This is a genomic window from Neisseria leonii, from assembly GCF_028776105.2.
In the GTDB taxonomy this organism is placed as follows: Bacteria; Pseudomonadota; Gammaproteobacteria; order Burkholderiales; family Neisseriaceae; genus Neisseria; species Neisseria leonii.
This window is the reverse complement of record NZ_CP145606.1, coordinates 1,751,953-1,773,566: the sequence shown is the minus strand read 5'-3', so window position 1 is coordinate 1,773,566 and position 21,614 is coordinate 1,751,953. Positions and strand designations below refer to the sequence as shown.

Genomic DNA, 21,614 nt, shown 5'->3' with positions numbered 1-21,614 from the left:
TTATTTCCAGTAGCTTTTATTTTCAAAAATTTCGTCAAACATTTCCGTCATACCGCGCCGGCGGACACGTTCCTGCTGGTCGCGCTCCCACGCCACCAATTCGGCCAATGCTTCAACGGATACGCCGTGTTCGGCGGCAATTTCGGTCATCAGCTGTTTGGCTGCGTCATCACTCCACAGCAATAAATCGGCTACTTTTTCTTCTGCTTTGCTCATACTTTTTCCTTGTGTAGGTCTGAATGACATCTTCCGTCCAGATTTTTTTAATCATGTCGACTTCTTCCTGTGAAATCAGTTCGCCGCCGTAGGCCGTCTGAACAGCCAGGAGTCTGTCCAAAATCATCTGCCGCGCTTCCAGCGTAAACGGGCCGGGAATGTGTCTGCCGCCTTTGATGGTTACCGTGCCGTTGCGCCGTTCGACTTGGCGGTATTCCGGCCTGTTGCGGATTTCAACCAGCCAGTCGCGGAAATCCAGCAGCGGCTGAAATTCGGTTTTTCCCGCATCGACAAAGCCTTGCAGGCTTTTATCTTTATTGACGACGGTACACGTCCAGCAGCCGAAGCGGCTGGAATTGGTACCGCAGCCGGGTGCTTCTTCCCGAGAAAGGACAATCGGGCATTCGCCGCCGGCCGCTTCGCGGTAGAGACGGATTAGGGCATCATGCGTGCCGCCCCACGGCGGGGTGTTGGCGGCAAGAAATTCCCATACATCGTCGGTGGTCAAATCGGCAATCGGGCGGTAAACAAAAGCGTTGGGCAGGCCGGTATGCGGCGTGAGATTGGAGTTTTCCAGATTTTGATGGTTTTCGATGCTGGCTTTGCGCGTGGCCGACTCGTCTTTGCGCACGCCTAAAATGATGATGGCCGCACCGTTGGCATTGACGGTTTCTTTGACAAATGTGCTGGTCGGTTCGATTTTCAGTCGGTCGGTGCACCAGCGCATAGAGCGGTTGGGCGAGGGATAGCCTTTACCGATCAGCAGCGTCCAAAAGGTTTCAGACGGCCTCGGCGTGGTGATGTGTCCGCTGACCGGCAGTTTCAGGATGGCAGCGGCCGTTTCGATCTGTTTCAGTACTTCGCGCATATGCCGCACCACCAGTGGGCTTTCCACCAGCGTATCGTTGGACACGAAATAGAGCTGCCGCCGCCTCAGGCTGGGCGGCAGTTCGAGCAGGGCTTCAAACACCAGATGCGCCACCAGTGTGCTGTCTTTACCGCCGGAAAAGGTAACAATCCACGGGTAGTCTTGCACGCTGCTGAGGTATTCGTCGATGATGCCGTTGCGGATCCGGTCGAACGGTGTTTCTAGGCAGATGGGAATCGCAGTCATGGCCTGAGTATTAAAATGGTGTTGCACCCAAAACAGGTGCAACAGCTATTGTACCTAAAATCGGTGCAATGGCCAATCTGCGTCTTTCCGTCCACTCCGCCGAGCATCTGCACCTGCGGCAAATTCTGATTCAGCGCCGGCTGGAACTGGGTTTGTCGCAGCGTGCTCTGGCCGACCGGCTGAATGTGATTCATTCGTTTGTGGGCAAAGTGGAAACCGGCGACAGGCGTTTGGACGTTTTTGAATTTGCGGCATACTGCCGGGCATTGGAATGGTATGCCCCCGATGTGCTGGGCAATTTCATTGAGAAACAAAACCTGCCATATTGACTGTCTGAAAGTTTTCAGACGGCCTGACTCTTCCCGCGCCATACCCAAACAGCGTGAATGGCGGTACAATCCGCTGTCTTTGATTTTCTTGCGGCAGGCATTATGAGCGCACACATTATCGCGGTTGCCAATCAAAAAGGCGGGGTCGGCAAAACCACGACCGCCGTCAATCTGGCTGCGTCGCTGGCACAGGCGGGCAAGCGTGTGCTGGTGGCGGATCTGGATCCGCAGGGCAATGCCACTACGGGCAGCGGTGTCGATAAAAACACCATCAAGTCGGGGGTGTATCAAGTGCTGCTCGGCGATGCGGCCGTGCGCGATGCGGCCGTAGCCAGCCCGCAGGGCGGTTATGCCGTGCTGGGTGCCAACCGTGCGCTGGCCGGTGCGGAAGTGGAGCTGGTGCAGGAGCTGGCGCGCGAGATGCGCCTGAAAAACGCGCTGGCCGAAGTGGCCGGCGATTACGACTACATTTTAATCGACTGCCCGCCCACGCTGACCCTGCTCACGCTCAACGGTCTGGTGGCCGCGCGCCATGTGATTGTACCGATGGTGTGCGAATATTATGCGCTTGAAGGCATTTCGGATTTGGTGGCCACGCTGCGCAAAGTGCGTCAGGCCATCAATCCGCAAGTCGATATTCTGGGCATTGTGCGCACCATGTACGACAGCCGCAGCCGTTTGGTGCTGGAAGTAAACGCCCAGCTGCAACAGCATTTCGGCCGCCAAATATTCGATACCGCCATTCCGCGCAACGTGCGGCTGGCCGAAGCCCCCAGCCACGGTATGCCCGCGTTGGTTTACGATGCCAAATCCAAAGGCGCGCTGGCCTATCAGGCATTGGCACAAGAAGTCCTGGCGCGCACCGCCGCTTAGGCATCGGACCAAAAAACGCCCGACCAATCGGGCGTTTTTCATTTGCGGATACCGGTGTCATTCGTAGTGGAAACGGAACTGCTGGACCACATCGGGGTGCAGGCTTTGGGCAACGGGGCAGGTATGGGCGGCAGCCTCCAAAATGCGGCGGCTGCGTTCGTCCAAATCGCGGCTCAGGAAGAAATCGATGCGCACGGCGGCCACGCGGCGCGGATCGGCCGCCATTTCTTTCGCTACTTCGGCACGCGCGCCGGTCAGCTCCACGCCCAAACCGGCAGCCTTGATGCCCATAATCGTCATCGCACAGGCTGCCAGTGAGGCGGATAATAAATCGGTAGGCGAAAAGGCTTCGCCTTTGCCCTGATTATCGACGGGCGCGTCGGTGCTGATGGTGCTGCCGCTGGCCGAATGGGTCAAATCGTTGTGCAGACTGCCGCAGTAGCGGACGGTGGCAATATGAGACATGGCTTGCTCCTGTCGGGTTGGAAATGGTCTTGCCGTCAGCGTCGGGATTCTGTTTGCGCTGTTTGCCGTTGCAGCGGCGGAATCCGCTTCGGTCTTTCCCGTTCCGCACAAACCCACCGGTCCGTTTCCGCTTCGCAAAAAACCTGCTTCGCGCGTTTTAGCTTTACTGCAACTCGCGTTGCGCGTTTTAGCTTCACAGAAACCCGCTTCGCTCGTTTTCAGACGGCCTCTAATTGGGCGAACCGGGTGTCCAAATCTTTGATGCCCTGTTTGCCGAAATTGATGGTCAGCCGCGCCGTGCCGCCTTTGTCCAGCGCATCAATAATCACACCCGTACCGAATTTGGCATGGCGCACGTTCTGTCCGATACGGAAGCCGCCGTACTGCTGTGTTGCGGCAACAGTAACCGCCGGGCGCGGTTTGGCCTTGGGCGGGGCGGCAAAATTAGCGGAAAACTGAGATGCGGGCGACAGGCGGTGCAGCACTTCTTCGGGAATTTCTTCGACAAACCGCGATACCACGCCGAAATGGGTTTGGCCGTGCAAGAGCCGCTGTTGTGCCGTACTGATATAGAGCCGTTTGCGGGCGCGGGTAATGGCCACATACATCAGACGGCGTTCTTCTTCGAGGCCGCCGCGTTCGGCCAAACTGTATTCGCTGGGAAACAGCCCCTCTTCCATACCGGTGAGGAAAACGGCCTCAAATTCCAATCCCTTGGCCGCGTGGACGGTCATCAATTGCACCGCTTCGCCTGTCGCGGCCTGATTTTCTCCGGATTCAAGCGCGGCGGCACTTAAAAATGCCAGAACGGGAAACAGCGGGTGTTCCGCCGCATTTTCGGGCAAAATTTCAAAATTGCTTTCAGACGGCCTGAACGCCACAGCGGCATTGATGAGTTCGTCCAGATTGTCGAGACGGTCCTGATGGTCGCCTTTCTGGTTTTGATAGTATTCGATCAGGCCGCTGTCGCGGGTGGCCGCCGACACCATTTCCGCCAGCGGCACATTCGGTGCCTGTTCGCGCAAACCGTCAATCAGGCGCACAAACGCGGCGACTTTGGCGGCTTTCGCGCCCATGCCGCAGGCCGCCTGCCACAGTGAAACGCCCTGCTCTGCGGCAGCGGCCTGAATGTTTTCCACGGTGCGGGTGCCGATACCGCGCGGGGGAACATTAATCACGCGCAGCAGCGCGTTGTCGTCGTCGGGATTGACGGCCAGCCGCAGATAAGCCAGCGCGTGTTTGATTTCCTGCCGTTCGTAAAAGCGCAGGCCGCCGTAGATTTTATAGGGAACGGCGGCGGCAAACAGTGCCTGCTCGATGATGCGCGATTGGGCGTTGCTGCGGTACAGCACGGCGATTTGGTCGAGCGGGCGGCCTTCACGGTGCAGCATCTGCGCTTCTTCGACAATAAAGCGCGCTTCGTCGAAATCCGTCGGCGCGGTGTAGAAACGGATTTTGTCGCCCTTGTCGGCATCGGTGCGCAGGTTTTTGCCCAAACGGTCGGCATTGTGGGCAATCACGGCGTTGGCGGCGATCAGGATATGGCCGTCTGAACGGTAGTTCTGTTCCAGTTTAATCGGTGCTTCGATACCGAATTCGCGCATCAGGGCGGTCATATTGCCGACGTGCGCACCGCGGAAGCGGTAAATCGACTGGTCGTCGTCGCCCACGGCAAACACGGCGGCCGTATCGCCCGCCATTAGTTTGAGCCACGCATATTGCAGTTTGTTGGTATCTTGAAATTCGTCCACCAAGATATGGTTGAAGCGGTTTTGGTAATGGCGGCGCAGCGTTTCATCCGCTTGCAGCATTTCATAGCTTCGGAGCATCAGCTCGGCAAAATCGACCACGCCTTCGCGCATACAGGTTTGGTCGTAAGCGGCGTAACATTCAATCAGGTGGCGGGTATGCGGGTCGGGCGCGGTCAGCTGGCCGGCGCGCAGGCCGTTTTCTTTCTGCGCATTGATAAAGCCCTGCAAGGCGCGCGGCGCAATCACTTCTTCGGCGATATTGAGCTGTTTGAGCAAGCGTTTGATTAAGGAAAGCTGGTCGCTGCTGTCGAGAATCTGAAAGGAGGACGGCAACCCGGCCGCTTTGTGGTGCAGGCGTAAAAAACGGTGGCACAGGCCGTGGAACGTGCCCAGCCACATCGCGCGCACGTTCACGGGTATCATCACGCCCAAGCGGGTCTGCATTTCTTTGGCGGCTTTATTGGTAAAAGTTACGGCCAGAATGCTGTGCACGCCAGCCTGTCCGCTTTGCAGCAGCCACGCGATGCGGGTGGTCAGCACGCGGGTTTTGCCGCTGCCCGCACCGGCCAACACCAGCGCCGACTGCGGCGGCCACGTCACGGCAGCGAGTTGTTCGGGATTCAGGCCTTCAAGCAGAGACGCGGGAGCAGATTCGGCAAACACGGGCGGCAGGGTTCAAAAATCAAAACAGCCTGATTGTAACACTTAGGCCGTCTGAAAACGCAGTTTCTGATAAACCCGGACGGCAGGAAACGCAACATGCGGCCAAACGCACCAAACGGCTGCCGTGTTAAGATTCGCCGATGGACGGAATACGGCAAAACGGCGGCGCGGCCGAAACCGGCACATGGAGCGTTTATCTGCTGCTGTGCACCAACAGCGCACTTTACTGCGGCATCAGCAATGCGCCCGCGCGGCGGTTTGCCGCCCACTTATCCGGCAAAGGTGCGCGGTTTACCCGTATGCACAAGCCGCTGGCGATGCGTCTGGCCGCTTCGAACCTTTCCCGTTCGGCCGCCGCGCGCATGGAGGCGCATATCAAAACCTGGCCGAGAACGCGCAAAGAAACCTTGTGGCACAGCCTGCCCGATTTTCCCGTCGGCACCGGCCAGCCTGCTTCATGACCTTGGTCCGCACCGCAGGCCGTCTGAAAACGGCGCGGTGTGCCGTTTCTGCGGAGCAGAAAATATGCGCCATACTGCGGCAACCATGCCGTGATGCCGTCTGAAACGGGAATGCAAGCCGGATACCCGCTATCCGGCCATGCCGTTTGCCGAGTTGTCCGAATCCGACATGGCCGGTTGGCAGCAAAGGAAGGAATCAGGCTGCCGGTTTGTATCCGAGCAGACCAATCCTGCCGCCCCGGTACCACCATCGGCAGGCTCAGCCATTGCCCCATCGACAGACCAAGCGTGCGCAGGCCGAGGTAGTCGTCGGGCTGGCGGAAATATTTGGCAATAAAGCGGGATACGCCTTGACCCGCCAGAAACATTGCTGCGTAGCAGAAGCGGGCGCAGCCAAAACAAACGCCGTGTGTTTCAGACGGCCCGATATCGGGAAGCCGCCGCGCTTCGGGCCTGTCGGGCGCGGTGTCCTGTGTTGCGGCGGCGAGGCGGTTTGTGCTGCATCAAAGAAATCCGGCACACCGGTTGAATTTTGGTTCAAACGGGATTAACATTTATTAAATAAAAACTGTTATCATTATCTTTAAATTGTGGCAGGAGGCAGACTGCCGGTATCAGCCGCTGTCTGTCCGCTGCCGTTTGTTAAAACCGATTGATGAGGTAAAACCATGAAACCGACCAACCGTATCGCATTATCCCTGCTGCTGGCTTTGGGCTTGGCCGCCTGCCGTCCCGCTGCCGAGCAAAGTCCGTCTGCCCCTGCTGCGTCTGCCGCATCGGAGGCCGGCGGAGGCATGGTTCAGACGGCCTCCGATGCCACTATGGCAGATTTGGCGCAGCCGCTTTCCGACTATAAGGTTTATGTGCAGGCAGAAGCAAAGGCTTTGGTAGCCAAAACAGCCGATTTTGCCGCTGCCGTGAAAGCGGGCGACGTGGAAAAAGCCAAAGCCCTGTATGCCGATACCCGCAGCCATTATGAGCGCATCGAGCCGGTGGCCGAACTGTTCAATGAGTTGGATCTGGCCATTGATGCGCGCGAGGACGATTATAAAGCCGGGCCGAAAGACCCGGAGTTTACCGGCTTCCACCGCATCGAATACGCGCTGTGGGTGGAAAAATCGACTGCGGGTGTGCAGGAAACGGCTGATAAGCTGGTGGCCGACGTGAACAAACTGCAAAGCGAAATCGATGTGCTGGATTTTCCGCCGGAAAAAGTGGTCGGCGGTGCGGCCGAGTTGATTGAAGAGGTGGCGGCCAGCAAAATCAGCGGCGAAGAAAACCGTTACAGTTCGGTGGATTTGAGCGACTTCCAAGCCAATGTCGAGGGTGCGCAGAAAATCTTCGAACTGTTCCGCCCGCAGATTGTTGCCAAAAATCCGCCATTGGCCGAACAGATTGATGCCGACTTCAAGCAGGTAAACGAAGCCTTGGCGAAATACCGAACCGATGGCGGATTCGCACCCTACAACCAGTTGTCCGAAGCCGACCGCAAAGCCATGCAGGCGCCGATTAACGCGCTGGCCGAAGGATTGGCACAACTGCGCGGCACACTCGGTTTGAATTGACGGGCACGGGCGGCCGCATTTCAGTCTGCGGAAACCGATTTTCTGTTTGGTTGGTGCAAGTCCATATTTTTAAGTGGGTTTTTATCATACGGAAATGCGCGGAACGCCTGTTTTGGACTCCACAGAAGCCCACTCCGCCCGTTTAGCTTCGCAGAAACTGCGTTTTAGCTTCGCAGAAACTGCGTTTTAGCTGCGCAGAAACTGCGTTTTCAGACGGCCTGGTTTTCGGCAGGCCATCTGACATATCGGGCGGATGCAAGAAAGATGTAAAGGAAACGACATGACCGATTCAAACGCGCCCGAGCAACCTGCCAGGCGTACCCTGTTGAAAACCGCGCTGGCCGCCGGTGCGGCCGGTGCTGCATCGGCAACAGGCGGCTGGGTTTTGGGGCGGCGGCAGGGCGCAGCTGTGCAGGCGGGCGTGCAGGCGCAACATTCCGCACAATCCTATCCCTGCTACGGCACGCATCAGGCCGGCATCACCACGCCGCACCAGCCGTTCGGCATCATGACTGCATTCGATACCGTTGCTGCCGATGTCGCAGATTTGGAACGGTTGTTCCGCATCATCACCGCACGCATCGAATTTCTCACCCAAGGCGGCGAACTCATCGACGGCGATGCCAAACTGCCGCCCGCAGGCAGCGGCATACTGGGCAAAACCGTTCCGCCCGACGGGCTGACGGTCACACTGGGCGTGGGTGCGAGCCTGTTTGACGGCCGTTTCGGCCTGTCCGGCAAAAAGCCCAGACATTTGCAGGAAATGACAGATTTCTCCAACGACCGTCTGCAAGCGGCCTGGTGCGACGGCGACATCAGCCTGCAAATCTGTGCCTTCTCGCCCGAAACCTGCCAAAACGCCCTGCGCGACATTATCAAACACACTGCCCGCCTGCTGGTTCCCCGTTGGAGCATGGAGGGCTTTCTGCCCAAAAGCGCGCCGGGTGCGGCCGCACGCAACCTGTTCGGCTTCCGCGACGGCACTGCCAATCCCGATGTTGCCGATCCCGATACGGCCAAACGTGTTTTGTGGACGGGCGTGGCGGAAAACAGTCTGGACGAACCGGCATGGACCAAAAACGGCAGCTATCAGGCCGTGCGCCTGATCCGTCAGTTTGTAGAGTTTTGGGACAGAACGCCGCTACAGGAACAGGAAGCCATTTTCGGGCGCAATAAATACAGCGGTGCCCCTTTAGGCAGAAAAAAAGAGCATGATACGCCCGATTATGCCGATCACCCCGAAAGCGGCACCATTCCGGATGACAGCCATATCCGTATGGCCAATCCGCGTTCGCCGCAATTCATGCGCAAACACCTGCTGTTCAGACGACCGTTCAACTACTCGCGCGGTTTGGCCAAAAGCGGCCAGCTCGATGTCGGGCTGATGTTTATCTGTTATCAGGCCAATTTGGCCGACGGTTTTATTTTTGTGCAGAAACTGCTGGATTTCGAGCCGCTGGAAGAATACATCAGCCCGTTCGGCGGCGGTTATTTCTTTATCCTGCCGGGGGTGGAAAAAGGCGGCTTTTTCGGGCAGGGGCTGCTGGCGGCCTGAGCAGCGGTGTATCCGGTTTTGAGGCCGTCTGAACATTGGGGGACGGTTTTCGGACGGCCTTGTTCAGCCGGGTGCAATCGCCATCTGTTTGATTTATATGCAGGAGTATCCTGCTTTGCGTTCCGCCGCTGTTTGGACGGCCAAAGAAAAACCCCAAGCCTAGGCTTGGGGTTTTCAAAATGCTGGTGGGTCGTGAAGGATTCGAACCTTCGACCAACGGATTAAAAGTCCGCTGCTCTACCGGCTGAGCTAACGACCCGAAAGCGTGTATTATAACGCGCTTTCGGGCAGTGTCAAGCATTTCGGGTTGAAAAACGACCGCTGCCGTATGCAGCATATCGGAAGACGGATATTTTGCGTTATAATCGCACATTCGGCAGTATGCTGCCGTTTTTTTGTAACCGAAAGGAAGAACGATGAAAAATATCTGGATTGCTGCGGCAATGGCATTGGCTTTGGCTGCCTGCTCGCAAGAAGCGAAACAAGAAACCAAAGAAGCTGCCCAAGCTGTGGCTTCCGATGCGGCCGATGCAGCAGGTGCGGCGGCTTCCGCCGTTGCCGGTGCGGTTGAAGGTGCCAAAGAAGCGGCGGCTTCTGCTGTGGATTCTGTCAGCAGCGGTGCCGAAGATGCCGCCAAAGGTGCTGCCGATGCAGCGAAAGATGCAGCCGACGCGGCAAAAGATGCAGCCGGCGATGCAGTGAACGCGGCCAAAGAGGCGGCTCAGAAAGTGGAAGAAGCCGCTGCCAGCAAATAAGCATGATGCTTGTTTAAGGCCGTCTGAAAAGCGCGTGTCAAACCGTTTTTCAGACGGCCTCTTTGCGTATCTGCACGGCAGCTTGGTGTATAATGGCCGCCGTTTATGACTGTCGACACAGGAAGCCGAAACATGATCAATCCGATTGCCGCACTCTCGCCGCTGGACGGCCGCTACGGCCGGGCCGTTGAAGCATTGCGCCCGATTTTTTCCGAATACGGCCTGATGAAGGCGCGCGTAAAAGTGGAACTCGAATGGCTCAAAGCACTGGCTGCCGAGCCGAAAATTGCCGAAGTGCCGCCGTTCAGCGATTTTACGCTGGCGGAAATCGATGAAGTGATTGCCGGTTTTTCCTTAGACGATGCCGCCGCAGTCAAAGCCATCGAAGCGACGACCAACCACGATGTGAAAGCCGTCGAATACTGGCTCAAAGAACGTTTCGCCGGTGTGCCCGAAGTGCTGGCGGTCAGCGAATTTATCCACTTTGCCTGTACCTCCGAAGACATCAACAATCTGTCGCACGCCCTGATGCTCAAAGAAGCGCGCGAAACCGTGCTGCTGCCCAAGCTGGCCGAAATCTCGGCCAAATTAACCGGCATGGCGCATGATTTGGCCGCCGTGCCGATGATGAGCCGCACCCACGGCCAACCGGCCACGCCGACCACTCTGGGCAAGGAAATCGCCAACGTGGTGTACCGTCTGCAACGCCAGACCGGCCAACTGGCCGCACAGCAGTTCTTGGGCAAAATCAACGGCGCGGTGGGCAACTACAACGCCCACATGGCCGCCTATCCCGATGTCGATTGGGAAGCGCACTGCCAAAAATTTGTCGAACATTCGCTGGGGCTGACCTTCAATCCCTACACAATTCAGATCGAGCCGCACGACTATATGGCCGAGCTGTTCCAAACGCTTTCGCGCATCAACACCATTCTGATCGATTTCAACCGCGATGTCTGGGGCTATATTTCGCTGGGCTATTTCAAGCAGAAAGTCAAAGCTGGCGAAGTGGGCAGTTCCACCATGCCGCACAAAGTCAACCCCATCGATTTTGAAAACTCCGAAGGCAATCTGGGCATGGCCAACGCCGTATTGGCCTTTTTGGCCGAGAAACTGCCCGTTTCGCGCTGGCAGCGCGATCTGACCGACAGCACCGTCCTGCGCAATATGGGCGTGGCTGCGGGCTATACCGTCTTGGGTTGGACGGCGCACCTGCGCGGCCTGGACAAACTGGAAGCCAACCCCGCCGCGCTGGCCGCCGATTTGGACGCCACTTGGGAACTTCTGGCCGAGCCGATTCAGACCGTGATGCGCCGCTACGGTGTGGAAAACCCGTATGAAAAACTGAAAGACCTCACACGCGGCAAGGACGGCATTTCGCCCGAAGTGCTGAAACTCTTTATCAACGATTTGGCCATTCCCGACGAAGCCAAACAGCAGCTGGCCGCGCTGACCCCCGCGCTGTATGTGGGCAAAGCCGAAGCATTGGCGCGCCGCATCGGATAATGCGGCTCGGTGCGCAGTATCTGTCCGCCTCTGTACGCAATCAGGCCGTCTGAAACGGGAAAAGCCCGTTCAGACGGCCTTTTGCTGCCTGTTTACACTTTCTGCCTTTTTATGCTTTAATCGGCGCAGTGAAACAGGGGTGCTGCGCTTTGACCGGCGCGGCTGAGAAAGACCCTCAACACCCGATCAGGACAATACCTGCGTGGGGAGTGTTCAGCGTCATACCGTTTTCAGACGGCCTGTGCCGGTTTGGCAGGCCGTCTGAAAATATACCGGCCGCTCCTGTTTTCCCTATAAACGAGAAACAGGAGCATTTTTCATGGCTGCCAAAACCACCGGCCGCGAAGCGGCGCAACTGGACGCGCTGTCCCAAGATTTGGGTATCCGCTTTGCTTATCCCAATTCGCGCAAAATCTATCTGACGGGCAGCCGCCCCGATATACGCGTCCCCCTGCGCGAAATCAGTCAGGACGACACCATAACCGACCGCGGCCGCGAGCCGAACCCGCCCATTCCCGTTTACGACACGAGCGGCGCATACGGCGACCCGTCTGCCGACATCGACTTGAAGCGCGGCCTGCCGCCGATCCGTCAGACGTGGATCGCCGAACGCGGCGACAGCGAAATCCTGCCCGCCCTGTCGAGCGAATACGGCCGCGAACGTGCGCACGACCCGAAAACCGCCCATCTGCGTTTCAACCAAATCACCAGGCCGCGCCGCGCCAAAACCGGCCGCAACGTTACCCAGATGCACTATGCCCGCCGGGGCATCATCACGCCCGAAATGGAATTTGTCGCCCTGCGCGAGCGCATGAAGATGGACGAGATTTTCAGACGGCCCGAATACGCCAAACTCATCAAACAGCACGCGGGCGAGGCTTTCGGCGCAAACCTGCCCGCCGGCCCCGACGACATCACGCCCGAATTTGTGCGCCGCGAAATCGCCGCCGGACGTGCGATTATCCCCGCCAACATCAACCACCCCGAGTTGGAGCCGATGATTATCGGGCGCAATTTCCGCGTCAAAATCAACGGCAATCTGGGCAACTCGGCGGTAACGTCCAGCCTGACCGAAGAAGTGGAAAAGATGGTGTGGTCGCTGCGCTGGGGTGCGGATACGGTGATGGATTTGTCCACCGGCGCGCACATTCACGAAACGCGCGAATGGATTATCCGCAACGCGCCCGTACCCATCGGCACCGTGCCGGTTTATCAGGCTTTGGAAAAAACGGGCGGCATTGCCGAAGATTTGACGTGGGATTTGTTCCGCGACACCTTAATCGAACAGGCCGAGCAGGGCGTGGACTATTTCACGATTCACGCGGGCGTTTTGCTGCACTATGTGCCGCTCACCGCAGGCCGTCTGACCGGCATTGTGTCGCGCGGCGGTTCGATTATGGCCAAATGGTGTCTGGCGCATCATCGGGAAAACTTCTTGTACACACATTTCGACGAAATATGCGAAATCATGAAAGCCTATGATGTGTCGTTCAGTTTGGGCGACGGGCTGCGTCCGGGCTGTGTCGCCGATGCCAACGACGAAGCACAGTTCGGCGAACTGCACACCTTGGGCGAGCTGACCGCCAAAGCATGGCAGCACGATGTGCAGGTGATGATTGAAGGCCCCGGCCACGTGCCGCTGCAACGCGTGCGCGCCAATATGGACGAAGAGTTGAAACGCTGTTTTGAAGCCCCGTTTTACACCCTCGGCCCGTTGGTGACCGACATCGCACCCGGCTACGACCACATCACTTCGGGCATCGGCGCGGCCAATATCGGCTGGTACGGCACGGCCATGCTCTGTTATGTGACCCCGAAAGAGCATTTGGGTCTGCCCGACAAAGAAGACGTGCGCACCGGCATCATCACCTACAAACTGGCCGCCCACGCCGCCGACTTGGCCAAAGGCTGGCCGGGCGCGCAACTGCGCGACAACGCCTTGTCCAAAGCGCGTTTCGAGTTCCGCTGGCGCGACCAGTTCCGCCTCGGTCTCGACCCCGAACGCGCCGAAAGCTACCACGATGCCACCCTGCCCGCCGAAGGAGCGAAAACCGCCCATTTCTGCTCGATGTGCGGCCCCAAATTCTGCTCGATGAAAATCACGCAGGAAGTACGCGACTATGCCGCAGCACAGCAGGGATTGCAGGAAAAAGCGGTAGAATTTGTGCGTCAGGGTGCGAAGATTTACCGGTAAGGAAAGCCCGCCGTACCAAGGCCGTCTGAAATACGGCTGCGCTGTTTCTGTGAAGCTAAAACGCAGTTTTTGCCAGCAAAAGCCGCTTACATGCGGGCTTTTGCGAAACCGAAACAAAGCGCAGCAGGCTGCTGCCGGTGAACAAAGCTGCCGGAAAAGGCGGTTTGAAGAAGCAGAAAAAAGCCGCTACGCTGCTTCTGCAAAACGAGAAGAAACAGTGTACCGGCATTTCAGACGGCCTCAGGGAAAGTACGGTCAAACGGCGGGCGTTTGCGGTGCCAGGGTTTTCAGGTAATTCAGGCCGACAAACCGTTTTTCTGTATCCAAACCGCTGACCGACAGCAGGATTTTGGTGCGCGGCAGTGTGTCGAACGGGATACCGGCGGCGCGGGTTACCAGCGGCAGGCCGCTGATGCGTACCAGATCGTCTTTCAGCAGTACGGCCTCGGCTTCTTTCCAATCCTGCTGCTGCATATAGACCAAGCTCCAATAGGCTTCCATTTCGCGCTGGAAATCGTTGTAGGCGGCATAGGCGGCCTCGAAATCGCGCAGCGCGGCAAACAGCATGGAATCGCCCGTTTCAAAGCGCGGGGCGGCGGTTTCGTCCATCAGGCTGATTAACTGTTTCTGGTTGATACAGTCGGCGGCACGGCGCAGCGGCGAGGTAAACCAGCCGTAATGCTGCACGCCCATGCCGATATGCGGTTCGGATTGGGTGCTCATGCGCACCTTGCCCAAGGCGGGCTGCACGCGGAACAGGCCGGGCAGGCCGTTTTCATGCAGCATCTGTGCCCAAGTGCTGTTGGCCAGAATCATCATTTCGCTGACCACGGTATCGATCGGCGAACCGCGCTCGCGCACGCTGACCGATACTTCGCCGTTTTCGCCCAGTTCGATGCCGTAATCGTATTGCGGCGCACGCTCCGGCTCGTATTTGCCGCGCTGCTGTTGCAGGGCGCAGGCGAAACGGTAGAGCCACGCCATATCGTGCCGGTGGGGAAAGGTTTCCGCGCCGCTGCCGTCCAAACCGGTTTCGCGGTTGAACAGCGGCTCGATCTGCTGGATACGCAGATTGTTGTCGATCATCACGCGCTCAATGCGCTGTCCGGCAAACGTCGCCCGCCATTCGGCATCGACATTGAAATAAATACTGGCGGCAGGGCGCGCCGCGCCTTCGTCCAAACTGAACGCGGCAATCCAATTGTCCGGCAGCATGGTGATTTTGCCGCCGGGGAAGTAGGCCGTACTCTGGCGGCGGGAAACGGCCTGCTCGACGGGGCTGCCCGCCTGAACGGCCAAGGCAGGCACGGCGATGTGGATACCCACGCGCACCGTGCCGTCGGGCAGGTGCTGCACGGAGAGGGCGTCATCGACTTCGTTGGTCGATTCGTCGTCCACCGAAAAAGCGCGCACACCCTCGGCCAGAGGCAGCTCGGGCAGTTCAGGCAGGTCAATATCGGCCTGATACGCGCCGTGCGGGTAATTTTTCAGCTCGAAACCGTCTTGCAGATATTGCGGCAGCGAGGCCACGCCGCCGGTTTGGCGCGCCAAATCGTAGAGTGTGCATTTTTTGGCATCGGCCGCTTTGGTAAAGGCTTTGTAGGTTAAGGCCTGCTTGTCGGGCGCGTGCAGAATGGTTTTCAGATCGGCGGCCACTTCGGCAGGCAGGCGGCCTTCTGCCAGCTCGGCGGCCCATGCTTCGATTTGTGCTTCCTGCTCCTGCTTGCGTGCCAGTGCGGCCAGGGCCTGTTTGAGCGTTTCTTCGGGGGCGGCTTTGAAAATGCCTTTGCCTTTTTTGTAGAAATACATCGGCGCGGCATACAGCGCGATGAGTACGGCGGCCAGTTCGTTTTTGGCCGGAGGGCGGCCGAAATACTCTTCGGCAATGAAAGCGGCATCAAATTCGTCTCCGCCGCACACCTCCCATAATAAATCGGTGTCGATTTCGGCCGCTTGGGCTTCGGCTTCGGCCAAAAAAGCGGCCGCATCGCCGTCGAACTCGGCAAACACATTGTTGGCTTTGACTTTGGTGCGTTTGCCGTGCGGGGTGTCCACTTGGTAGGTGGCATCGTTTTTCTGGACCACCGATGCTACTTTGAACCGGCCGGATTCTTCGTAAAAAATATTCATGGGGCGCTGTCTGTTTTTATCGTGGGCGGATTTTAGCAGAAAAGCATTTAGGCCGTCTGAAACCCGCTGTGTCTGAAAAACCCGCTGTGCCCGTTTTAGCTTCGCAGAAACCCGCTGCGCTCGTTTTGGTGTGTCCCCAGTAGGGCTAATTTCATCTTAGATTTTCTTTGGGTAATAGACCACCCCAAATTCTTCACAGACGACCAAACTATCTTCGGTAAAGGCCGCACCGTCTGCTGCCAACCACTGACTAAAAACCTTCCAATGAATCTGACGCCAATAGGCCAGGCTGCGGTTGCCCTCACCCTCCTTGTAGGCATGGTCTGCCGATACCTCCTTAAAGGGCAAAATGGTTACCTTGGTCGTCTTGATGATACAGACAGGCTCATTTTGACTATTGAGAACCACGCTATATGGATTGTTGGTAACGCTTGGTAGCGGTTCATCATGAATTAGATACGCATCATAAGCTGACGCAGTTGCTGTTTTTTGACCTGTTACGACTAATTGAGCCAGTTCATCCGGCATTATGCCAAACTGCCAAGCCTGTATCTGGCTGGGGCAGTCGGGGTTGATGACTTGGTAGGCTTTGATAATCTCTTCTATTGTCATCATGTCTTGTTAACTTCAAACTCCAGTTAGCTCCGCAGAAACGCACAGGGTTCGTTTTAGCTGCGCAGAAACCCGCTGCACTCGTTTTAGCTTCTCAGAAACGGTACACCGCGCCGTTTTCAGACGGCCTGCGGTGCGGACCAAGGTCATGAAGCAGGCTGGCCGGTGCCGACGGGAAAATCGGGCAGGCTGTGCCACAAGGTTTCTTTGCGCGTTCTCGGCCAGGTTTTGATGTGCGCCTCCATACGCGCGGCGGCCGAACGGGAAAGGTTCGAAGCGGCCAGACGCATCGCCAGCGGCTTGTGCATACGGGTAAACCGCGCACCTTTGCCGGATAAGTGGGCGGCAAACCGCCGCGCGGGCGCATTGCTGATGCCGCAGTAAAGTGCGCTGTTGGTGCACAGCAGCAGATAAACGCTCCATGTGCCGGTTTCGGCCGCGCCGCCGTTTTGCCGTATTCCGTTCATCGGCGAATCTTAACACGGCAGCCGTTTGGTGCGTTTGGCCGCATGTTGCGTTTCCTGCCGTTTCCGCTGCGCAGAAGTCGTACCGTGCACGATTTTAGCTTCGCAGAAACTGCGTTTTAGCTTCGCAGAAACGGTGCTGCACACCGTTTTCAGACGGCCTTGGTTTGAGCAGAAAATCTAAAGAAAGAAAACCTCCAAAACAGATTGATGTTCTGATGATGTGCAGGATTTTGAAATTTGCCTGCGCCTGCATCCAGAACAATACACCGTTCGACCCCGAACGGCACAAGCATAAAATAACAGACGGCAGATTTACACCTGCCGTCTGAGTCGGTTAAATATACTCTATCAACTCTGCTGCTTGTCAGTATGCAGAGTTATTTGCGTTTTACAAAAATTAACCGGATTGCACTTTACAAAAAATACAGTATCTTTTGCCGGTAGCGGCGCAGCAAAAAGTCCGGCGGCGGCCGGACTCTGAATAGAATGGATACGTTTATCCGTGGACTTTCAGCAGTTCCACTTCAAATATCAGGGTGGCATCAGGCGGAATTACGCCGCCTGCGCCGCGCGCGCCGTAGCCCATTTCGGGCGGAATGGTCAGCTTGCGCTTGCCGCCTTCTTTCATGCCGTCGAAACCCTTGTCCCAACCGGCAATCACCTGCCCTACGCCCAGAGTGATGGTGAGCGGCTGGCGGCGGTCACGGCTGGAATCGAATTTTGTGCCGTCGGCCAGCCAACCGGTGTAATGCACGGTGATTTCCCTGCCTTTTTCGGCCGGTGCGCCTTGGCCTTCCGCCAAATCTTCAATGATCAAGCCCATATCGTTCGTTTCCTTTCTGCTCGCGGTTTAGCGTTTGATAAAGCCCTGCCGGTTCAAATAGTCCAGCATAAACGGGCGCACGGGGCGGCACAGGGTGTTGCGTACCTGCTGTGCCCAATCCAAATCCTTGCCGCTGCGTTCGCGGTAATAGGTTTTCACTTCTTCGTTATAGTGTTCCAGCACTTCGGGCGCGGCGGCCTGATAGCGGTTTTCCGATACCAGCGTATCCAGCGGCAGACGAGGGCGCGGCAGCGGGTCTTGGTCGGGGTGGCCTAAGCACAGGCCGAACAGCGGGACAACGTGTTCGGGCGTGCCCAGCAGCGCACCCAACTTGGCAATGTCGTTGCGCACGCTGCCGATATATACCGCGCCCAAGCCCAGCGATTCGGCCGCCAGCACCACGCTTTGTGCCAGAATCGCCGCGTCCACCGCGCCGATCAGCAAGACTTCCGCCCAATCGGTTTGCGCTTCGGGCGCGAGGGCTTTGTGGCGCGCCGCGTCCATGCAGAACACCAGAAATTCGGCGCAGTGCTCGACATAGGCATGACCCGCCCCGCCTTCTCCCGCACAGATGGCGCGGATTTCACGGCAGATTTCGCGGTCGCTCACGCGGATAATGCTCGCGTTTTGCAGATAGCTCGAAGTGGATGAAGCGCGTCCGGCTTCCAAAACGGCGGCCAGCATCTCGGGCGAAACCGGTTCTTCGGTGAAACGGCGGATCGAACGGTGGTTCAGCGCGGTTTCCAAAACGGGCAGGCTGTTCAGACTCATTGCATTTCTCCATATGGCAAAACGGGTTTACTTTATCAGCTGCGCCGGTTTTGCACAAACGGCAAATCGGTTATGATGCAGCCTGTTTTCCGCGCGGCGCGCCCGCTTATCCGACTTTCCGCCATCAGGAAAAGAACCGCCATGAATCCAGAAATCCACATCGTCGCGCTCGACCGCGATTCGCTGCACCGCGCCCCGTTTGCCTTCGACTTTCCCCACCGCCTGACCGAATACCCCAACACGCAGCCGCACGAAACGGCAGGCCGTCTGAAAACCGCCGATATTGTGATTACCAACAAAGTCGTGATAGATGCCGGACTGATGGCCGCCAATCCGCAGCTCAAAATGATTGCGGTGGCCGCCACGGGTTACAACAACGTCGATACCGAAGCGGCCGCGCGGGCAGGCATCACCGTATGCAACGTGCGCGCCTACGGCAACGAATCAGTGGCCGAACACGCCTTTATGCTGATGATGGCGCTAATGCGCAACCTGCCTGCCTACCAGCGCGATGTCGCAGCGGGCTTGTGGCAGCAGTCGCCGTTTTTCTGCCATTTCGGCGCGCCGATGCGCGATTTGAACAGCAAAACGCTGGCCGTTTTCGGCCGCGGCAATATCGGATCGATGCTGGCGCAATACGCGCGCGCATTCAAAATGAATGTGGTTTTTGCCGAACACAAACACGCTGCCGCCGTGCGGACGGGCTATGTGCCGTTTGCCGAAGCCGTCTCTTCTGCCGACGTCCTGTCGCTGCACTGTCCGCTCAATGAAGAGACCCGCCATTTAATCGGCGAGGCCGAATTGCAGGCCATGAAACCCGGCGCGGTATTAATCAATTGCAGCCGCGGCGGACTGGTGGACGAAAAAGCCCTGCTGGCCGCCCTCAAATACGGCACGCTGGGCGGCGCGGGTTTTGACGTACTCGGCGAAGAACCGCCCGTGAACGGCAACCCGCTGCTCAATGCCCGCCTGCCCAATCTGATTGTTACCCCGCATATCGCATGGGCCAGCCGCGAAGCCGTGCAGCGGCTGTTTGAAATCCTGACCGACAACATCAACGCCTTTGTGCGCGGGCAGCCGCAAAACGTCGTCTGAACCGGAACCGCGCCGGAAATCTTTCGGCTGCACGGATTGAAGCAGCCCGGATGCCGAATCCGACTGATATTCGGGCTGACGGCACCGGCAGATTGACGCAGGTCGGATTCTTGGATCCGACAGACATTCATACAGGCCGCATCGGCGGCGCATAGTCGGCCCGATACCGGCAACGCACAAAGGCGCAAGCAGAGTAAACAGGCAGCCCGTGCCGCTCAAACGGGAACGTTAGATCAGGTTAGGCCGCTGCAAAGGGCGGGCGCATTCTGTTATATTCGCCCCTGATGTCGATTCAGGCCGTCTGAAATCTGCCGATACCGCAGCAGCCGCTGCGTCCATATGCAGCTTTCAGACGGCCTCACCCCCAGATACGGAACCCTTTATGACCCGAACCGCCCTCCTGCGCCACACACTGTCCGCCCTTGCCGCTGCCGTTCTGGCCGCCTGTACAACCAAACCGATCCAGCCGGACGGCACCCCGTCCGTTTCCGCCGGTGTACCGCTCCCCGCAGGCGAACGCATACCCGCAGGCACCGTGATTGCCCCCTCAGGCAGCAGTGCAAGCTATAAAAGCGTCGATTTCTCCGCCCTGCCGCAATGGCCGCAGCAGCAGTTTGCCGAAAGCCTGAAATCCTTTCTCAACAGTTGCAGCCGCCTGAAAAACCAGACCGAATGGCAGAACGTCTGCACACAGGCCGCGCAAACCCCGCGCACCCCTGCCGCCGCACGACAATTCTTCGAGCGTTACTTTACCCCGTGGCAGGTCAGCGGCAACAACCGCCTCGACGGCACGGTAACCGGCTATTACGAACCCGTCATGCGCGGCGACACCCGCCCCACCGCCCAAGCGCGCTTTCCCGTTTACGGCATACCCGCCGACTTCGTCAGCGTACCGCTGCCCGCCCACCTGCGCGGCAGCAAAACCACCGTCCGCATACAGCAGACCGGCACCAACAGCGGCCAAATCAGCCCCGTCGGCAACCTGACCGCCGACCTCTCCTCCTTCCCGCTGAACGAACGCAGCAGCGCACTCAAAGGCCGCATTGCCGGCAGCCGCTTCGTTCCCTACCACACCCGCAACGAAATCAACGGCGGCGCATTGGACAACAAAGCCCCGATATTGGGCTATGCCGACGACCCCGTCGAACTCTTCTTCATGCAGGTGCAGGGCTCCGGCCGCATCCAGACGCCCGACGGCCGCTATATCCGCCTGGGCTACGCCGACAAAAACGACTATCCCTACACCTCCATCGGCCGCTACATGGCCGACAAAGGCTACCTGCCCCTTGCCCAAACCACCATGCAGGGCATCAAAGCCTATATCCGGCAAAACCCGCAGCGCATGGCCGAAATCCTGGGCCAAAACCCCAGCTACGTCTTCTTCCGTATCCTGGAAGACAACAACGACGGTCCCATCGGCGCCTTGGGCGTACCGCTGACCGGCGGTTACAGCGGTGCCGTCGACCGCCGCTACATCACCTTGGGCGCGCCGATATTCGTCGCCACCACCCACCCCGAAACCCGCTACGGCCTCAACCGACTGATGATAGCACAGGACACCGGCTCCGCCATACGCGGTGCCGTACGCGTGGACTACTTCTGGGGCTACGGCGACGAAGCCGGCCGCACGGCGGGCAAAATGAAACACACCGGCTACGTGTGGCAGCTGCTGCCCAACGGCGTTCCCCCGCAATACCGCCCCTGATACACCTAACGGCAATCCCGTGCACCGGCACACAAAAATACCCGACAAAATTTGTTAAACTCCTTCGCACCTGCCATATATTAAGGCCGTCTGAAAATCGGCATTTCCCGATTTTCAGACGGCCTTATCCAAATACCTTACTGCTCCAGCAAGCGCCTCAGCAAATCAATTTCACGATCCTTCTGCGCCAGCATCTCACGGCAGTGCTTCAACTCCTGTTTCAGCAAATCCAGCCTGCCCGCCATATCGCCCGAAGCACAAAGGGCAATATCGCCACCACTGTCGCCCTCGTTAATCTGCAAAACCAATCCGCCGTTGCCCGATTTCAGCAAATCCCACATATCCACCTTGAAAACCGCGGCCAACTGCTCCAAACGCGGCAGGCTCAACTGCGTTTCACCACGCTCGATTTTCGCATACCCGCCCGCCGACATCGCCAGCTTCTCCGCCATATCTTCTTGCGACCACTTATTCAATTCGCGCATCAGGCGGATTTTCTCATGAGTTTCCATAATTGAACTTTCCATCCGGTTTCTTGAACTTCGGGAATAGATTTTAAATTTT

Annotated in this window: 19 protein-coding genes, 1 tRNA gene, 2 pseudogenes and 1 riboswitch; of the genes and pseudogenes, 10 read left to right on the top strand and 12 right to left on the bottom strand. The window is 57.8% G+C overall.

Going from position 1 to position 21,614, the window contains the following annotated elements; translation table 11 throughout:
* Together ORY85_RS08475 and dndC are read right to left on the bottom strand one after the other, a co-directional pair.
* Nucleotides 1-216 (bottom strand): DNA modification system-associated small protein, encoded by a 216-nt coding sequence (locus tag ORY85_RS08475; protein WP_274571732.1) that lies wholly within the window; start codon nucleotides 214-216, stop codon nucleotides 1-3.
* Nucleotides 170-1,330 carry a DNA phosphorothioation system sulfurtransferase DndC gene (gene dndC / locus ORY85_RS08470; RefSeq protein ID WP_274571731.1) on the bottom strand — a complete coding sequence of 387 codons (1,161 nt, stop codon included), beginning with the start codon at nucleotides 1,328-1,330 and terminating at the stop codon, nucleotides 170-172. Before dndC ends, ORY85_RS08475 begins: the two co-directional genes overlap by 47 nt.
* A gap of 68 nt (nucleotides 1,331-1,398) precedes the next feature.
* Between dndC and ORY85_RS08465 the strand changes: the two genes are divergently transcribed.
* Both ORY85_RS08465 and ORY85_RS08460 read left to right on the top strand, forming a co-directional pair.
* Entirely contained in the window at nucleotides 1,399-1,659 is a 261-nt protein-coding gene (locus ORY85_RS08465; RefSeq protein WP_274571730.1) for a helix-turn-helix domain-containing protein, read from the top strand.
* 102 nt (nucleotides 1,660-1,761) lie between these two features.
* Nucleotides 1,762-2,532, top strand: a complete 771-nt coding sequence (locus ORY85_RS08460; protein WP_274571729.1) for a ParA family protein — start codon at nucleotides 1,762-1,764, stop codon at nucleotides 2,530-2,532.
* Nucleotides 2,533-2,589: 57 nt separating this feature from the next.
* Here the strand turns inward: ORY85_RS08460 and ORY85_RS08455 are convergent, their stop codons facing one another.
* Both ORY85_RS08455 and ORY85_RS08450 read right to left on the bottom strand, forming a co-directional pair.
* Nucleotides 2,590-2,997 (bottom strand): OsmC family protein, encoded by a 408-nt coding sequence (locus tag ORY85_RS08455; RefSeq protein ID WP_274571728.1) that lies wholly within the window; start codon nucleotides 2,995-2,997, stop codon nucleotides 2,590-2,592.
* A 218-nt stretch (nucleotides 2,998-3,215) separates the two neighbouring features.
* The gene (locus ORY85_RS08450; RefSeq protein WP_274571727.1) at nucleotides 3,216-5,411 is read right to left on the bottom strand and encodes a UvrD-helicase domain-containing protein; all 2,196 of its coding nucleotides are present in this window, start codon (nucleotides 5,409-5,411) and stop codon (nucleotides 3,216-3,218) included.
* A 140-nt stretch (nucleotides 5,412-5,551) separates the two neighbouring features.
* Between ORY85_RS08450 and ORY85_RS08445 the strand changes: the two genes are divergently transcribed.
* Nucleotides 5,552-5,872 carry a GIY-YIG nuclease family protein gene (locus tag ORY85_RS08445; RefSeq protein WP_274571726.1) on the top strand — a complete coding sequence of 107 codons (321 nt, stop codon included), beginning with the start codon at nucleotides 5,552-5,554 and terminating at the stop codon, nucleotides 5,870-5,872.
* Nucleotides 5,873-6,108: 236 nt separating this feature from the next.
* Here ORY85_RS08445 and ORY85_RS08440 read toward each other — a convergent pair.
* Nucleotides 6,109-6,246, bottom strand: a pseudogene (locus ORY85_RS08440) (prolipoprotein diacylglyceryl transferase family protein); the annotation flags it as partial.
* A 417-nt stretch (nucleotides 6,247-6,663) separates the two neighbouring features.
* Here ORY85_RS08440 and efeO point away from each other — a divergent pair.
* Nucleotides 6,664-7,437 (top strand): annotated as a pseudogene (gene efeO / locus ORY85_RS08435) (iron uptake system protein EfeO); the annotation flags it as partial.
* 280 nt (nucleotides 7,438-7,717) lie between these two features.
* The gene (gene efeB, locus ORY85_RS08430; protein ID WP_274571724.1) at nucleotides 7,718-8,992 is read left to right on the top strand and encodes an iron uptake transporter deferrochelatase/peroxidase subunit; all 1,275 of its coding nucleotides are present in this window, start codon (nucleotides 7,718-7,720) and stop codon (nucleotides 8,990-8,992) included.
* A 183-nt stretch (nucleotides 8,993-9,175) separates the two neighbouring features.
* Here efeB and ORY85_RS08425 read toward each other — a convergent pair.
* Nucleotides 9,176-9,251 (bottom strand) — tRNA-Lys (locus tag ORY85_RS08425).
* A gap of 157 nt (nucleotides 9,252-9,408) precedes the next feature.
* Between ORY85_RS08425 and ORY85_RS08420 the strand changes: the two genes are divergently transcribed.
* The 3 genes from ORY85_RS08420 (at nucleotide 9,409) to thiC (ending at nucleotide 13,447) form a co-directional block, all read left to right on the top strand.
* Entirely contained in the window at nucleotides 9,409-9,747 is a 339-nt protein-coding gene (locus tag ORY85_RS08420; RefSeq protein ID WP_274571723.1) for a hypothetical protein, read from the top strand.
* Nucleotides 9,748-9,879: 132 nt separating this feature from the next.
* On the top strand, nucleotides 9,880-11,253 hold the full coding sequence (gene purB, locus ORY85_RS08415; protein WP_274571722.1) for an adenylosuccinate lyase: 1,374 nt from the start codon (nucleotides 9,880-9,882) through the stop codon (nucleotides 11,251-11,253).
* Between the two features lie 125 nt (nucleotides 11,254-11,378).
* Nucleotides 11,379-11,479: riboswitch (TPP riboswitch) on the top strand.
* Between the two features lie 93 nt (nucleotides 11,480-11,572).
* Nucleotides 11,573-13,447 (top strand): phosphomethylpyrimidine synthase ThiC, encoded by a 1,875-nt coding sequence (gene thiC / locus ORY85_RS08410; RefSeq protein ID WP_274571721.1) that lies wholly within the window; start codon nucleotides 11,573-11,575, stop codon nucleotides 13,445-13,447.
* 255 nt (nucleotides 13,448-13,702) lie between these two features.
* Here the strand turns inward: thiC and ORY85_RS08405 are convergent, their stop codons facing one another.
* The 5 genes from ORY85_RS08405 to nfsA all read right to left on the bottom strand — a co-directional run bounded on the left by ORY85_RS08405 (nucleotide 13,703) and on the right by nfsA (nucleotide 18,250).
* On the bottom strand, nucleotides 13,703-15,577 hold the full coding sequence (locus ORY85_RS08405; RefSeq protein WP_274571720.1) for a ribonuclease catalytic domain-containing protein: 1,875 nt from the start codon (nucleotides 15,575-15,577) through the stop codon (nucleotides 13,703-13,705).
* A 156-nt stretch (nucleotides 15,578-15,733) separates the two neighbouring features.
* Nucleotides 15,734-16,192 (bottom strand): ASCH domain-containing protein, encoded by a 459-nt coding sequence (locus ORY85_RS08400; RefSeq protein ID WP_274571719.1) that lies wholly within the window; start codon nucleotides 16,190-16,192, stop codon nucleotides 15,734-15,736.
* Nucleotides 16,193-16,335: 143 nt separating this feature from the next.
* Nucleotides 16,336-16,656 (bottom strand): GIY-YIG nuclease family protein, encoded by a 321-nt coding sequence (locus tag ORY85_RS08395; RefSeq protein WP_274571718.1) that lies wholly within the window; start codon nucleotides 16,654-16,656, stop codon nucleotides 16,336-16,338.
* A 496-nt stretch (nucleotides 16,657-17,152) separates the two neighbouring features.
* A complete protein-coding gene (locus tag ORY85_RS08390; protein ID WP_274571717.1) occupies nucleotides 17,153-17,479 on the bottom strand; it encodes an FKBP-type peptidyl-prolyl cis-trans isomerase in 327 nt (108 codons plus the stop codon).
* Between the two features lie 27 nt (nucleotides 17,480-17,506).
* Nucleotides 17,507-18,250, bottom strand: coding sequence for an oxygen-insensitive NADPH nitroreductase (gene nfsA / locus ORY85_RS08385; RefSeq protein ID WP_274571716.1), 744 nt, complete (start codon nucleotides 18,248-18,250; stop codon nucleotides 17,507-17,509).
* A 141-nt stretch (nucleotides 18,251-18,391) separates the two neighbouring features.
* On the opposite strand from nfsA, the gene ORY85_RS08380 reads away from it, so the two are divergent.
* Nucleotides 18,392-19,345 carry a D-2-hydroxyacid dehydrogenase gene (locus ORY85_RS08380; RefSeq protein WP_274571715.1) on the top strand — a complete coding sequence of 318 codons (954 nt, stop codon included), beginning with the start codon at nucleotides 18,392-18,394 and terminating at the stop codon, nucleotides 19,343-19,345.
* A gap of 382 nt (nucleotides 19,346-19,727) precedes the next feature.
* Nucleotides 19,728-21,050, top strand: coding sequence for a murein transglycosylase A (locus ORY85_RS08375; RefSeq protein ID WP_274571714.1), 1,323 nt, complete (start codon nucleotides 19,728-19,730; stop codon nucleotides 21,048-21,050).
* A gap of 137 nt (nucleotides 21,051-21,187) precedes the next feature.
* Here ORY85_RS08375 and ORY85_RS08370 read toward each other — a convergent pair whose 3' ends face one another.
* The gene (locus ORY85_RS08370; protein WP_274571713.1) at nucleotides 21,188-21,562 is read right to left on the bottom strand and encodes a helix-turn-helix domain-containing protein; all 375 of its coding nucleotides are present in this window, start codon (nucleotides 21,560-21,562) and stop codon (nucleotides 21,188-21,190) included.
* Nucleotides 21,563-21,614 lie beyond the last annotated feature (52 nt).